The 14,075-nt window shown below is 64.3% G+C and carries 13 protein-coding genes and 1 pseudogene; 5 read left to right on the top strand and 9 right to left on the bottom strand.

The features are described from left to right. Positions 1 to 19 precede the first annotated feature (19 nt). Entirely contained in the window at positions 20 to 1,306 is a 1,287-nt protein-coding gene (locus ACVIIW_RS24515; RefSeq protein WP_456703093.1) for an MFS transporter, read from the top strand. Here the strand turns inward: ACVIIW_RS24515 and ACVIIW_RS24510 are convergent. Next, positions 1,257 to 2,165, bottom strand: coding sequence for an amino acid ABC transporter substrate-binding protein (locus ACVIIW_RS24510; protein WP_456703092.1), 909 nt, complete (start codon positions 2,163 to 2,165; stop codon positions 1,257 to 1,259). The genes ACVIIW_RS24515 and ACVIIW_RS24510 overlap by 50 nt on opposite strands. A gap of 203 nt (positions 2,166 to 2,368) precedes the next feature. Between ACVIIW_RS24510 and ACVIIW_RS24505 the strand changes: the two genes are divergently transcribed. From ACVIIW_RS24505 to ACVIIW_RS24495, 3 genes are all read left to right on the top strand, one after another. Further along, complete coding sequence (locus ACVIIW_RS24505) at positions 2,369 to 3,610, top strand: amidohydrolase family protein (RefSeq protein ID WP_456703091.1); 1,242 nt, start codon at positions 2,369 to 2,371, stop codon at positions 3,608 to 3,610. A gap of 48 nt (positions 3,611 to 3,658) precedes the next feature. Then, complete coding sequence (locus ACVIIW_RS24500) at positions 3,659 to 4,864, top strand: amidohydrolase family protein (protein WP_456703090.1); 1,206 nt, start codon at positions 3,659 to 3,661, stop codon at positions 4,862 to 4,864. A gap of 157 nt (positions 4,865 to 5,021) precedes the next feature. Beyond that, positions 5,022 to 5,312 (top strand): hypothetical protein, encoded by a 291-nt coding sequence (locus tag ACVIIW_RS24495; protein WP_456703089.1) that lies wholly within the window; start codon positions 5,022 to 5,024, stop codon positions 5,310 to 5,312. A gap of 37 nt (positions 5,313 to 5,349) precedes the next feature. Here ACVIIW_RS24495 and ACVIIW_RS24490 read toward each other — a convergent pair whose 3' ends face one another. The 7 genes from ACVIIW_RS24490 to ACVIIW_RS24460 form a co-directional block, all read right to left on the bottom strand. Further along, on the bottom strand, positions 5,350 to 6,264 hold the full coding sequence (locus ACVIIW_RS24490; RefSeq protein WP_456703088.1) for a DUF1932 domain-containing protein: 915 nt from the start codon (positions 6,262 to 6,264) through the stop codon (positions 5,350 to 5,352). Further along, the gene (locus ACVIIW_RS24485) at positions 6,264 to 7,133 is read right to left on the bottom strand and encodes an ABC transporter substrate-binding protein (RefSeq protein ID WP_456703087.1); all 870 of its coding nucleotides are present in this window, start codon (positions 7,131 to 7,133) and stop codon (positions 6,264 to 6,266) included. The genes ACVIIW_RS24490 and ACVIIW_RS24485 overlap by 1 nt, the downstream gene beginning before the upstream one ends. 18 nt (positions 7,134 to 7,151) lie before the next feature. Beyond that, positions 7,152 to 7,835, bottom strand: coding sequence for a 4-carboxy-4-hydroxy-2-oxoadipate aldolase/oxaloacetate decarboxylase (locus tag ACVIIW_RS24480; protein ID WP_456703086.1), 684 nt, complete (start codon positions 7,833 to 7,835; stop codon positions 7,152 to 7,154). Then, positions 7,832 to 8,545 carry a PIG-L deacetylase family protein gene (locus ACVIIW_RS24475; protein WP_456703085.1) on the bottom strand — a complete coding sequence of 238 codons (714 nt, stop codon included), beginning with the start codon at positions 8,543 to 8,545 and terminating at the stop codon, positions 7,832 to 7,834. The genes ACVIIW_RS24480 and ACVIIW_RS24475 overlap by 4 nt, the downstream gene beginning before the upstream one ends. 81 nt (positions 8,546 to 8,626) lie before the next feature. Then, positions 8,627 to 9,511, bottom strand: coding sequence for an amidohydrolase family protein (locus ACVIIW_RS24470; RefSeq protein WP_456703084.1), 885 nt, complete (start codon positions 9,509 to 9,511; stop codon positions 8,627 to 8,629). 29 nt (positions 9,512 to 9,540) lie between these two features. Next, positions 9,541 to 10,251 carry a TetR/AcrR family transcriptional regulator gene (locus ACVIIW_RS24465; RefSeq protein WP_456703083.1) on the bottom strand — a complete coding sequence of 237 codons (711 nt, stop codon included), beginning with the start codon at positions 10,249 to 10,251 and terminating at the stop codon, positions 9,541 to 9,543. An 81-nt stretch (positions 10,252 to 10,332) separates the two neighbouring features. After that, complete coding sequence (locus ACVIIW_RS24460; RefSeq protein ID WP_456703082.1) at positions 10,333 to 11,478, bottom strand: mechanosensitive ion channel family protein; 1,146 nt, start codon at positions 11,476 to 11,478, stop codon at positions 10,333 to 10,335. A 124-nt stretch (positions 11,479 to 11,602) separates the two neighbouring features. Here ACVIIW_RS24460 and ACVIIW_RS24455 point away from each other — a divergent pair, with 124 nt between their 5' ends. After that, on the top strand, positions 11,603 to 12,853 hold the full coding sequence (locus ACVIIW_RS24455; RefSeq protein WP_456703081.1) for a DUF763 domain-containing protein: 1,251 nt from the start codon (positions 11,603 to 11,605) through the stop codon (positions 12,851 to 12,853). Here ACVIIW_RS24455 and ACVIIW_RS24450 read toward each other — a convergent pair. Next, positions 12,754 to 14,069: pseudogene (locus tag ACVIIW_RS24450) on the bottom strand (cytochrome P450). The gene ACVIIW_RS24455 and the pseudogene ACVIIW_RS24450 sit on opposite strands and share 100 nt — an antisense overlap. Positions 14,070 to 14,075 lie beyond the last annotated feature (6 nt).

Here is a 14,075-nt window from a genome sequence, read left to right as displayed (position 1 = left end):
CGAACGAGGACAACGCGTCATGGCCCCGGGTTCCACGGCAGAGGTACGGCAGGCGATGGCGGGCGAAAGCGCGCTCTCGCTCGCCCCGACCTTCGTCGTCGTGGCCGTAGACGCCACGGGGATGGGCATCATCCTGCCGCTGCTGCCGTTCTATTCGCAGCGGCTCGGCGCCACGCCCTTCCTGATCGGCGCGCTGATCTCGGTCTATGCCGTTTGCCAGCTCGTCGCGGGTCCCGTGGTCGGCATTCTCTCCGACCGCTACGGGCGGCGGAAAGTCCTGGTCGTCAGCCAGATCGGAACGCTCATTGGATTCGTCCTGCTCGCGCTGGCCGGCAATCTGACGCTGGTGTTCCTGGCGCGTATCATCGATGGCCTGACATCAGGAAACATCTCCGTCGCCCACGCCTATGCCGCCGAGCACAGCGCACCGGCGACGCGCAAGCAGGCGCTCGGCATGACCAGCGGTGCGATCGGCACGGGGCTCCTGCTCGGGCCGGCGCTGGCGAGCTTCCTGGTTCATTACGGCCAGACCGCACCGGTGTGGGCCGCAGCCGCGCTCTCGCTTATCAGCATCCTCGCCACGATTGCCCTTCTTCCGCCCGATCATCCCGCATCCGAGCCGCTCTACCAGCACCGCGTGCCCGAGCCGACGCTGATGCGCAGCCTGTTCGGCATGCGCTACGGTTGGCGCCTGCTCGGCCTGCTGATCGTGTTCTTCTTCGTCAATTCGATGTTCCTGTCGCAGATCGGCCTGTTCCTGTCGGCGCGGTTCTCCTGGGACCGACATCCCTTCGGCGCGCGCGAGCTCGGCTGGATGTTTGCTTATGCCGGCTTCATCAACATGGTGGTTCAGGGACTTCTGATCACGCGGGCGAACCTCGTCGCTTCCGACCGCACGATCGTGATGGCAGCCTTCGCCTGCATGGGCCTCGGATTTGCCGGCCTTGCCGCCGGCAGCAATATCAGCCTGCTCGCGATCTACCTGACGCTGATCATCGTCGGCACCATGTTTGCCCGCAGCACGCTGACGGCGGAGCTGTCGCGCTCGACTGCGATCAACCGCCAGGGCATGATCATGGGCCTCAACCAATCGCTGATGTCGGGTGCAAACATCAGCGCCCCGCTCTTAAGCGGCGCGCTGATCGGCCATCGGTTGTTTGTGGCCTGGGCCCTCGTCATGGCGGCGATTGCGGCAAGCGGCGTGGCGCTGGCGGGCCGATTGCTCGACACGCCGCGCGCCCGCTGGCGCCCTCGCCTCACTTCACAAGATATACATCCGGATCGGCGCTCGAGCTCGGGTTCTTGAAGGCGTTGCGCAAGGCTGCCGACATCGGAACGTTGTAGTTGATCCCGTTCGGCGGCGTCGGCGATTCCAGCCATTTCCTGTAGAGCACCTCGATCTCCGGGCTCGCATAGAGCTCGGCCGTGGCGCGATCGGCGAGCGCCTTGAACGGCGCATCGTCCCGGCGCAGCATGATCCCGTAAGGTTCAGGCTTCGAGAACGTCTCCTCGCTGATCATGAACAGCGCCGGCTCCTTCGAGCGCGCAATTGCGACCGCAAGCTGGACATCGTCGAGCGCGTAGGCTTGAGCACGGTCGGTCTCCAGCAGCAGGAACGCCTCGGCCTGGTCCACGGCCGGCATGATCTTGATACCGAGATTGCGCTCGGTATTGACCTTGGCGAGCTGGTTCAAATTAACTGAGCCTGCCACAGCGGTGACGGCCTTGCCCTTGAGGTCGTCGATGGTGTTGATCCTGGAAGCCTTCTTGGCGGCAAACCGCGTCGCGCTGAGGAAATGCGTGTTGGTGAAGGCGACCTGCTTCTGGCGGTCGGCATTGTTGGTGGTCGCCGAGCAGTGGAGATCGAGCGTGCCGTTGACCATCAGCGGGATGCGGTTGGACGAGGTCACGGCGACAGTCTCGACGGCAATGTCGGGCATGGCGAGTTGCTTCTTCACGGCGTCGACGATCCTGAGGCAGATGTCCATGGCAAACCCGACCGGCTTCTGGTTGCCGTCGAGATAGCTGAAGGGCACGGAGGCTTCCTGGTAGCCGAGCGTGATCTTCCCGGTGTCCTTGACCTTCTGAAGCGTGCCCGACAGATCTTCGGCAGACGCTGCGCCGGCAAGACATGTGACGGCCAAAAGGACGGCGGATAGACGCATCGGCGGACTCCTGAAAGCGGTTGCGCCTCCATGCCGGGCGCCACCGATCGGTTGATAGCGCAGGCGCGCGCCAACCGCCAGACCAGCCTCCGTTCATCAGCTATCGCCGCTTTCGATGTGGCGGCCGACCCTCCATCTCAGTTACATTGCTGTCCTGGCGCCCCGTCGCCGAGCCCTACGAGCCCACCCCAAGATTCTCCGCCATGACCGCCCAGACCGCCTTTGACCTGATCTTCCGCAACGCCCTGTTGCGATCATCCGTGACACCTGTCGATCTCGGTGTGAAAGGCGGACGCATCACCGCGATCGAACCCCGGCTCGCCTGCGAAGCCATCGAGATCGATGTCGGAGGACGGCTGGCACTCCCAGGCTTCGTCGACACCCACATCCATCTCGACAAGGCATGCCTGCTCGAACGCTGCGGGCACATCCACGGCACGCTCCGCGATGCCATCCGTGCCGTCTCGGCGATGAAGCGGGATTTCGACATCGACGATGTCTATGCCCGCGGCGCCAAGGTGCTCGAGCGCGCCATCGTGCACGGCACGACCCGGATGCGCACCCATGTCGAAATTGACCCGCGCATCGGCTTGCGCAGCTTCGAGGCGGTCAAGGCGCTCAAGCGCGACTATGCCTGGGCCATCGATCTCTCGCTCTGCGTTTTTCCACAAGAGGGCCTAACCAATGATCCTGGCGCGGAGGAGCTGCTGATCCAGGCCCTGCGCCAGGGCGCCGACGCGATCGGCGGCTGCCCCTATACCGACCCCGCCCCGAACGTGCATCTCGCGCGCATCTTCGATCTCGCCGAGCAATTCGACCTCGACGTCGACCTCCATCTCGACTTCGATCTCGATCCCTCCTGGTCGCATCTCGACGAAGTCATCAGGCAGACCGAGCAGCGCAATTATCAGGGACGCGTCGCGATCGGGCATGTCACCAAACTTTCGGCCATGCCGCCGGAACGGCTGAAGGCGGCCACGGCGCAATTGGCGAGGGCCGGAATCGCCGTCACTGTGCTGCCCGCCACCGATCTCTATCTGATGGGGCGTGAGGCCACCCACAACGCGCCGCGTGGACTGACGCTCGCCCACAAGCTCGCGGGCGGCGGCGTCGTCTGCTCGGTCGCGACCAACAACGTGCTCAATCCCTTCACGCCGTTCGGCGATGCGTCGCTGCTGCGCATGGCGAACTTTTACGCCAACGTCGCCCACGCCTCCGTCGGCGACTTCGACGCCTGCCTCGATCTTGTCACCGAGCTGCCGGCGCGGCTCATGAACCTCAGGGATTACGGGATCGCGGTCGGAAAGCGCGCCGATCTCGTCGTCCTCGACATCAAGGACAGCCGTTTCGCCATCGCGGAGCTGCCCGATATCCTGATGGGTTTCAAGAACGGACGCCAAACCTTTGAGCGGCTGCCGGCCAAGCTGCTTCAGCCGCGAAACTGAACGACGCCCACAACGAGCGCTGCACATCGACCCAAGGGGAGCGACCGGATGGCCTTCGACAAACTCTTCATGAACGCACGCTTCGACGGCGGAGCGCGCCACCACATCGCGGTCAAGGACGGTCGTATCGCCGCGCTCCTGCCCGCTGATGCGCCCGCAGGCGACGCCGAGACTGTTGATCTCGGCAACGCTCTCGTCGTTCCCGGTTTCGTCGAGGGCCACATCCATCTCGACACCAGCTTCTATGGTGACGCCTGGCGTCCCCACAGGCCGTGCACCAATGGCTTCGACGTACGCGAACGCGTGGCCTTCCAGGCGCAGAACATGGCCCTGTCAGCGCCGATGGACGTGCGAGCCCGAAACCAGCTCGATCTCTGCATCATCAATGGCTCAACGCGAATGCGCAGCCACGTCATGGTCGATGGCTCGGTCGGGCTGAAATCGCTCGAGACGATCTTGCGTGTGCGCGAGGAGTATCGGGACCTGATCGATATCCAGCTCGTCGCCTTTCCGCAGAGCGGCATTCTGGCGAGCCCGGGCACGCCGCAATTGCTGGATGAGGCCATCGGCCTCGGCGCGAACCTCGTCGGCGGCCTCGATCCTGCGAGCTTTGACCGGGATGTCGAGAAGCATCTGGATGTGGTGTTTGGCGTCGCCGGGAAGCACGGCGTCGATGTCGATATCCACCTGCACGACATGGGCTCGTTGGGCGCCTTCGAGATCGAGCAGATCGCGGCGCGCACGCGCGCGCTCGGCATGGAGGGCCATGTCGCGGTCAGCCACGCTTACGGCCTGGGCGATATCGCGGTGGATCACCTCAAGACTGTCGCCGAAACCCTCGCGCGCTCCGGCGTCGCGATTATGACCAATGCGCCGGGCGCCCGGGCATTCCCGCCGATCCTTGTCCTGCGCGATGCCGGCGTCACCGTGTTCAGCGGCAACGACAACATCCGCGATTCATGGTGGCCCTATGGCGATGGCGACATGCTGCGCCGGGCGACGACGCTCGGCTATCGTTCGGGCTTCAACACCGACGAGGAACTCCGGGTCGCATTCGATGTCGTCACCGAATCTGGCGCCAAGGCTCTGCGCCTCGAAGGCTACGGTCTGCGTGTCGGCGCCAAGGCCGATTTCGTGACGCTGGCTGCGGAGCATGTGCCCGAGGCCGTGGTCGCGGTGCCGCAGGGCCGCGCTGTGTACAAGGCAGGTATGCTCGTCGCGGCCAATGGTAGGATGATGGGGAAACCTCGCTGATCCCCGGACGTGACGGGCCCGAGTCACCGGCAATCCTTCTCCAAATCCGAGCCCAGTAAAATCCCGGACCGTAGCTCCACGCGTTGCGGGAAGGGACGCACTAGCCATACTAGGACGTGCGCCCTGACCGTCTGCGTTCTCTGGGGAAGCTATGGATATGTTCAGCGCATTCAGCAGCATTGATTATCAATCCATCCGGGCCAGCACGCCCGGGGAGACGGCCGTCAAGCGATTGAACGGCATCGGCGAAGTTTTGTCGGGCCTCGATATAGCGGCGATCCACACGCAGGATGACATGGCTCGCGCGCTCCGCACGCTCGATACCGCCGACAAGTGCATTCGCATGATCCTGACCGAATTCCGGACTGAGCGCACCAAGGACGTTGTCCGCGGGGCCAAGAGCCTGATCGATTTGATCCAGGCCGCGCGCGACGAAATCTCCGGCTAACTGCGCAGCGCCAGAATCCTGAGCTGAGCCCGCGCGTTCAATGTTTGATCTTCGCCAGAATACGATCCGCCTCGATGCGCCAGTCGGCGCTCCGGGCAAATTCCTTGGTACCCTTCATCCCAAACACGCCTTCATCGGCGAGATCGGCGACCCAGGCCTGACGCTCGGCCGTACCCTGCGCTGACCACGGCGTCAGCCCGGCCTCGCGCACGGTTTCGGCGACTTCGCGGACCTCCTCGGCGCGGCGGCGGCCGTGCTCGATCACGCGCTGGAAGAAATAGGCGCCCTGCTTCTCCCAGTTGATGGCGGGAAAGGTTTCCGCGAGCGATGCCAGCACGGCATCCTCGACGCCATAGGCGCGTGCGGTCGTAAAACTTTCGATCACCATGGCCTCGAGGCCCTTGATCATGATGCTGCGGCACATCTTCACCGCCGAAGACACGCCGAGCTTGTCGCTCGCGACCTTCGCCGCAAAGCCGATCGCATTGAGCAGCGGCTCGAGCTCCCTCGCGCCAGCACCGCCGAGCAGCAGCGGCACCTTGATCCGGTAAGGCGGCACCGACGTCATCACAGCGCCCTCGACATAGCGTCCCGCGGCACCGTCGATCAGTGCTGCCGCGCGTTGTTTGGCGCCGGGCGAAGCCGAATTGAAATCCAGAAACCAGGTGCCCTGGTTGATCGCAGCCGCGCACGCCTTTGCGACTGGGACGGCCTGGCTCGCCGTCACGGCTGAGATGATGAAGTCGGATCTCGCCGTCAGCTCGGCGTGAGAGGTGGCGAGCGTCACGCCAAATTTGGCCGCGTGCTCCTTCAGCGCGGCGCCCTGCTCCCCGCCAAGCTTGATATCGAAAGCCGCGACCTTGATGTCCTGCTGGCGCAAATCCTCGGCCAGGATCCGGCCGACCTCACCATAGCCAACCAGCCCGATCTGCCAGCGCTTCGGATCCGCCATCACTCCAGTCCTCCTATGTTGGCATCGAACAGCTCCCCGACTGCATAGCGGCGCGGGATCAGCGCCTGCTGGAATGCGTAGTCGACGATGAGCTCCAACGGCTTCCTGTTCGCTTCAATCCCGAAGGGCAAAAGGTCGGGCGCCCCCGCAGGTCCCGCCTGGGCCTTGTTCCGCTTGAGCAGATCATAGACGCCCGCGACCACGTCAGGGCGTGATCGTGCAAGCTGCTCGGTCACGACCACGAGATGGTTGACCGGCACGACGCCACGGCGCGCATACCATCTGGCGGCCTCCGCGACCGGATCGGGAAAGAGCGACTTCAGGCCGTGATGATCGGAGGTCTCGCCGAGCACGGCATCCACTTCGCCGTCGAGCAGCATCTGCAATGCCTTCCTGTCCTTCGGCGCGCGCTCGGTGGTGTCGACATATTCGGCGACGTGCGGGTCCTCGAACGTCACCCATTTGATCTTGTCGAGGTCGACGCCGTAGTCGTTGGCGAGAATGCCCCGGATCCAGGCGCCCGTCGTCGTGGTGAACGAGCGGATACCAACCCGCTTGCCTTCGAGATCGGATGGCCCGAGCATTCCGTGCGCCGGATTGTAAAGCGCGTAGGAATGCTGAAAGCGGCCAAGCATGGTCGCCGGCAGCAGCACGAGCGGCTTGCCATGAGCTTTGGCCATCAGAAAGGTCACGATCGCCATTTCGCAGACGTCGAAGGCCTGCTCGCGGACCATCGGTTTGAACGCGGTGTTGGTCGGCGTGTATTCGATGAACTCGAGATCGAACAGATCGGAGCGGAGCTCGCCGCTCTTCGTCGCCTTGACGTGGGGGTGATTGCCGAGCACGGCCTTCAGCTTGAGACGATCCATCCGCTCGCTCCACTTTTTTCAGACGTCCTCGAGGCTATCGACATAGACGAGCCCGGCCTTCGCCAGTGCGTCGCGCATGTTGTACATGTCGAGGCCAAGCTCGCCCGAGGCGAGGCGCGCGCGCTTGCCGCTCTCGTCCGCGTTGCGCTGCCTCGCCTTCTCGGCGACTGCAGCAGCATAGCGCTTCGGGACCACGACGACACCGTCGTCATCGGCGACGATGATGTCACCGGGATCGACATTGACGCCGGCGCAAACCACGGGAACGTTGACCGAACCGAGCGTGGCCTTCACCGTGCCCCTGGCTGAGACCGCGCGCGACCACACCGGAAAATTCATCTCGAGCAGCGCTTTGACGTCACGGCAGCCGGCATCGATGACCAGCCCCTGCACGCCGCGCGCCTGGAGCGAGGTTGCAAGCAGCTCGCCGAACATGCCGTCGGTGTTGTCGGTGGTGCAGCCGACGACGAGCATATCGCCCTTCCGGCACTGCTCGACCGCGACATGGATCATCCAGTTGTCGCCGGGCTGCGCGAGCACGGTCACCGCGGGACCGGCGATCGATGCCCCCGCCCAAACAGGCCGCAAGTATGGCTTCATCAGGCCGAGGCGGCCATAGGCCTCGTGCACGGTCGAGACGCCGTACTCCGCCATCCCGGCGGGATCGGCTCGCTCGATGTTGCGAACGACGACCGGCCTCATGCCAATTCCTCCGCGACGGTCGGGAACAGGCGCTGATAGGCTTCGCCATAGGTCATGGGCACGCCGGTGTTGCGGCTGCCCTGGATGCCGCGATTGAGCGCGACGCGCTCGTAATAGCCCCAGAGATGCTTTTGCGCGGCGAGAATCTGGAATGCCTCGTATTTTTGCTTCCAGACCTCGTCGATCTTGAGCAGCAGGTCCGGCTTGTAATTGCACTGCTCGGGCTGGTGCGGCTCGAACAGGAACACCGGCGGCGCCGAATATTTATACTGCGCGCCCGGCTTGTGGCCCATCGCCTGCGCGACCACGCGGGTCTCCTGCGCGAAATGCGCCGCATTCGGGTGGTCGAAATTATAGGGGTCTTCCAGCGCGTGCGTCAGCACGAAGCTCGGATTGAGCTCTCGGTAGATGTCGACCATGCGGTCGAAATGCGCCTCGGTGAGCTTCAGCGGATAGTCGCCGCAATCGAAGAACTCGATCTCTGCAGCCAATAGCTTGGCCGCCCGCTCCGCCTCGTCTTTGCGACCGGCCTTGACCGACTCCAGCGTTGCGCCCTTTTCCTTCCAGGCAAACTGGCTCTCGCCGCGCTCGCCAAATGACATGCAGACGATCTTCATGCGATAGCCCTTCTTCGCATGCAGCGCGATGGCGCCCCCGGCGCGCCAGACGAAATCGCCGGGATGGGCGGTGATCACGAGACCTGTTTTCATGGGACTACTCCCCTCTTTCGTTCGTCGGCATCACAAAGGCGTCGTCGCCGAGCGGCTGCGGCTTGTCGATCACGCGTGCGGTCATCGATCGAACTCGAACAGGCGCGCGGGATTGTCGACCAGGATCTTCTGCCGATATTCCGCCTCCGGTGCGAACAGCGGAATGAGATCGACGAGGTCACCGTCGTTCGGCATCATCTTCACGTTGGGGTGCGGCCAGTCGGTGCCCCAGATGACGCGGTCAGGGGCTGTCTCGACGATTTTTCGTGCGAACGGCACCGCGTCGGCGAACGGCGGGCCGGCCGAGGACACCCGCTCCGAGCCGCAGATCTTGACCCAGCACTTCTCATCGCGCTGCATCAGCTCGATCAAAATCCTGAACGGAAGCTGGTCGGGTCCTTCGGCGGCCTTCACCCGTCCCATATGGTCGATGGTGTAGCTCAGCGGCAGCCTTGTCAGCATGCCCGCATATTCGGGTAGATCGATCGCGTCGAAATGCAGATCGATGTGCCAGCCGAGCGGTGCGACCATCGCGATGATGCGGTTGAACACGCGCTTGTCGGGAACCCCGCCGAGATGCCGCACGAAATTGAAGCGACAGCCGCGGAAGCCACCCTCGTGCAGCACACGCAAGCCGCGCTCGGTGATGGTGTCGTCGATATTGGCGACCGCGCGATAGGCCCCGTCGCTCTGCGCGATGGCGTCGAGCGCCACCGTATTGTCGGTGCCGTGGACGCTGGCATTGACGATGACCGCACGTTCCACGCCGAGCTTGGCATGCAACACCCTGAAGTCTTCGAGCGGGGCATCCGGCGGCGTGTAGGATCGGTCCGGCGAATATGGATATTTCGCGCCGGGCCCGAAGATGTGGCAATGCGCATCGCAGGACAGCTTCGGCAGCTTGAATTCGGGTGTCCGCGTGTCGCGATCCGGCGGCGGAATGGTCGGCGTGTACAACATCGTCATCACTTCAACCGCCGAACGGGAATGCTTCTTCAGACCTTGCTGCTTGCGACCGCCCGCCGCCGTGCCGGAGCGGCCTGATCCAGCGCCGGCGCCTGAAACGCGGCGACGGTGGCCTGCACCAACTGCTCGATGGCATTGGCGGGATCGCCGCCGTCGGCTTCGCCGCGCGACAGCCGGGAGACGCGATCCGGCGTCACCAGCGAGTAATAGAGTGCGCCGAGCAGGAAGTGGCTGCGCCAGACGATGTCGGTGCGCGGAATGTGCGGCAGGCTCTCATGAATCGCGTCGATGAAAGCGTGGCTGGTGTCGTCAAACGTCTGCGCGATGATTTTCCGCGCGACTTCGTTGCCCTCGGCCGACATCACGGCGCGCAGCCGCGTGAAACGCGCCCCGCCGCCGGCGAGATCGCTGCCCGAGGTGAAGGCTGGCACCACATAGGCCCGCACGATCGCTTCCAGCCGGTCCTGGAGATCGCGCACGCGCTTGGCGGCCGCGAGCAGCTCGGAGCGGCGCAGGTTCATCGGCCCGCAATGGCGCCGGTAGATCTCCAGCAGCAGCCCGTCCTTGGTCTTGAAATGATAGGTCACGCTGCCGGGATTGGCCCCTGCTGCCTGAGCGATATCGCGGACCGAAACGGCGTTGAAGCCGTTGGTGGCGAACAACTCCTCCGCCGCGGCGAGGATCGCCTCGCGCATGTTCGGCTTGCGGGCCGTATCCTTGCTGGTGGGCTTGCGTGACATCTGATTTGTACTATCGTACAAAAGATCAGGTCTCGTCAACAAGAACCACGGGCACGGGTAGCAAGATGCCTCGCGCGCCGGTCAATTGTGCGTACGCGCCCTCATTCTCTCCGACGACCCAGCACGTCGCAGGAATTCATCATCGTCGCGCCCGCCCTGCGGGATCAGGATGGCGCGTTCGCGCGGCAGGGCTTCCGGCATCTCGTCGCGGATGAAAGCGATCAGCTTCTCGCGCATTTCGCAGCGCAGGTCCCAGGATTGCGGCGCATTGCGTGCGCTGACCAGCGCACGCAGCTCGATGGTGCGCGAATCCGCGTCGATCACCTGCAGGTTGACCACCGCGCCATCCCAGAGTTTCGACTCTTTCACGGCTCCCTCGAGCCAGTGCCGGATACGCGGCACGTCCGCGCGATAGTCGACATGAAGCGCGATGACGCCTATCAGGGACGCGGTATCGCGGGTCCAGTTCTGAAACGGCTTTTCGATGAAATAGGACAGTGGCACCACCATGCGGCGCCAGTCCCAGAGCCGGATCACGACATAGGTCGCGGCGATATCCTCAACCCAGCCCCACTCGTTCTCGATGATGACGGCATCCTCGATCCGGATCGGCTGGGTGATCGCGATCTGCAGGCCCGCGATCAGATTGCTGAGCAATGGTCGCGCGGCAAGACCGACGATGAGACCGGCGGCACCAGCCGAGGCGAACAGGCTGACGCCATATTGCCTGACCGAATCGAACGTCATCAGCGCGGTCGAGACCGTGATGATGACGATGATGATGTCGGTGACGCGCTTGAACACGCGCACTTGGGTCACGTGCTTGCGCGCCACGAAGTTCTCGGTGACGTCGCGAAAGTTCTGCAAGTACCGCGCCGCACTCATGTCCACGACGCGAATCGATATCCAGCCGATCAGCGCGATGAAGGCGACGACGAACAGGCGCGTCAATGGGGTGCGGAACGCGTCGTCGAGCGGCGCAAGCGGCAGAATCAGCGCGACGGCGGCAAGGCACACGGCGAGCTGCGCCGGCCCTGAAGTGCGCTCGATGAAGACGCTCAGGAGCGGAAGCCGGGTTCCAAAGGCTCGGTTGAGCAGCCAGGCGGCGAGCCGATAGAACGACAGCGCAAGCAGCATGGCTCCGGCGACCAGGCCGAGACCGATAAACCATGATGGGATCCACCCGAACATCTTGTCGATGTCGGCCATGAGGGCCTGCCAGTTCATTCATGTCCCCGGTATTGCACTCGCCCTCGCCAACGCATTCTGCCGGGTTTCGCTCCGCCCGCTGAGTGCAACGCAGCATCCCTCTGGTGCAACCGTCGCCGAACTGCGCTAGTTTGAGGCAACCATGACCAGACGTACCGGCAGCGCCGATCTTCCTCTCCACACCGGGCGGGTTCCGCCATGGCTCGCGAGTCGCATGGCCTCGCTGGGTGCGATCGTCACGCAGGCGATCGTGCATCATTACGGCCGCGATGAGTTCATGCAGCGGCTGTCGCATCCGTTCTGGTTCCAGTCGTTCGGCGCCGTGATGGGGATGGATTGGCACTCCTCGGGCATCACGACATCGGTGATCGGCGCGCTGAAGCGTGGGCTTGGCCCGCTCCAGGATGAGCTCGGGATCTATGTCTGCGGCGGCCGCGGCCAGCATTCGCGCAAGACGCCGGACGAGCTGTTGCAGCTCGGTGAGCGCGTCGGCTTCGATGGCGCGAAGCTCACGCGCGCCTCGCGGCTCGTGGCGAAAGTCGACAGCGCCGCGGTGCAGGACGGTTTTGATCTTTATCTGCACGGCTTCTTCGTAACCGCCCAGGGCAAGTGGACCGTCGTGCAGCAGGGCATGAACGGCGACAAGCGCCAGGCCCGGCGCTATCATTGGCATTCCGAGGCACTGAAGAGTTTTGTCGACGCACCTCACAGCGCGATCGACGGCCCGCAGCAGGGCGAGATCGTCAATCTGACCGACCATCGCGCCGACGTCTCGCGCAGCGCGCAACTCGAGCTGCTCACCGAGTTCGGCCCCGATCGCATCCTCACCGAATTCGAACGGCTCTCCGGGACGGCGCCCGAGCCCGCGCAGGCCATGCTGCCGCATCTGATCATGCCGGCACATCACGATGTCAGGCCCAAGGACGTGTTCGCGCGCCGCCTGCACGGCACGCTTGCGGCGGCTGCCAAGCGCGGGCCGGTCGACTTCCCCGAACTGCTGCTGACGCCCGGCGTCGGCGCGCGTACCGTGCGCTCCCTGGCGATGGTCGCCGAGGTCGTGCACGGCGCGCCCTATCGTTTCAGCGATCCAGCGCGCTTCTCGCTCGCTCATGGGGGCAAGGACCGGCATCCCTACCCCGTCCCGATCAAGGTCTATGACGAGACCATCCGCGTGCTGAAGGGCGCCATCCAGAGCGCCAAGCTCGGACGCGAGGAAGAGATGCAAGCGATCAAACGTCTCGACGACCAGGCGCGGCGGCTTGAACGCACTGCAAGCGGCCCGTCGGTCGGGGCCTACATCGAGGGCGAACGTGCAGCCTCGCCCGATCTCGACGGCCGCTCCGTGTTCGGCTGGGAACGAGATCTGGTCGCATCGCGCAAATCGACGACCTGACGCCGCTCACCGGCATCGGCCACAACGGGCAATTTCGCGATCGCGCGGAGGCCCGGCCGCTTGCGCCAATGAATTTGAGACGGATCGACAGCGAGACCGAGCCGTGGCCAGCGCGTCAACAGCGCCTGGAGCGCACACGCCCCCTCGATCCGCGCCAGTTGATGGCCGAGGCAGAAATGAATTCCCGTGCCGAACGAGATGTGGCGGTTGGCTTGCGTTCGAGATCGAGCCGTGCCGGTTGCTCGTGCACCGCCGGATCCATGTTCGCCGCCGCGAGCATCACCATGACGCGATCACCCTTCTTCAGCCGCATGCCTTCGAGCTCGACGTTCTGTCGCACATAACGCGGTTTTGAAAACTGCACTGGCGAAACGAAACGCAAGAACTCCTCCACTGCGAGCCCGGCGCGGCTCCAGTCCTGTTCCAGCCAGTCGCGCAGACCCGGATTCCTGAGCAGCTCGTACACCGAGCCACTGATGAGATGCGTGGTGGTCTCGGAGCCCGCCGCAAGCAGCAGGAACACCATCGAGACCATTTCGTCCGGCGTGATCTCGCGGCCCTCGCGTTCGACCTGGACCAACTCTGCGATGAGGCCTTCGCCGCCTCGCTCGCGCGCGATTTGCAGCTGCTCTCGGAGATAGTTCCGCATCTTGCGAAACGCGAGCAGCAGGCGAAAGAAGCTGACGACGTTCGTCAGCGAGGACATCGCATTGGCCCAGGCGATGAAGCGCGGGCGATCCGCCGTGGGCAGGCCGAGCAGCTCGGAGATCACAGACAGCGGCAGGATGCGCGCATAGCGCTCCACGAGATCGGCCGGGCTTCCTTCCGCGAACAATTCCGCCGCAAGGTCATCCGCGATGTCGCGGATGCGCGGCTCCATCGCGAGGATGGCGCGGCGGCGAAAGGCTTCGTCGACGATGTTCCGCAGCCGGGTATGGTCCGGCTCGTCCATCGTCAGCATGTTGTTGGCGATGGTCCTGACCAGGCCCGGCATCCACCAGCGCAGGCCGGCCACGTCGCCATCTTCCTTGCGCAGCGTAAAAACCGCGCTGTCCTTGAGCACCTGTGCGGCGGCGTCGTGAGTGGTCGTGATCCAGACGTCGCCGACGAGGGGAAAACGCGTGGCGACCACGGGCCCTTGCGCCCGCAGGGCCGCAATGGCCTGTGGCGGATCGCGAAAGAAGGCCTCGCTGGTGAAATCGAGGCGCGGTATCATGGGATC

It is taken from the genome of Bradyrhizobium sp. USDA 4449 (assembly GCF_054056275.1).
The sequence above is the reverse complement of the archived record's forward strand: the minus strand, read 5'-3'. Positions and strand labels throughout refer to the sequence as shown.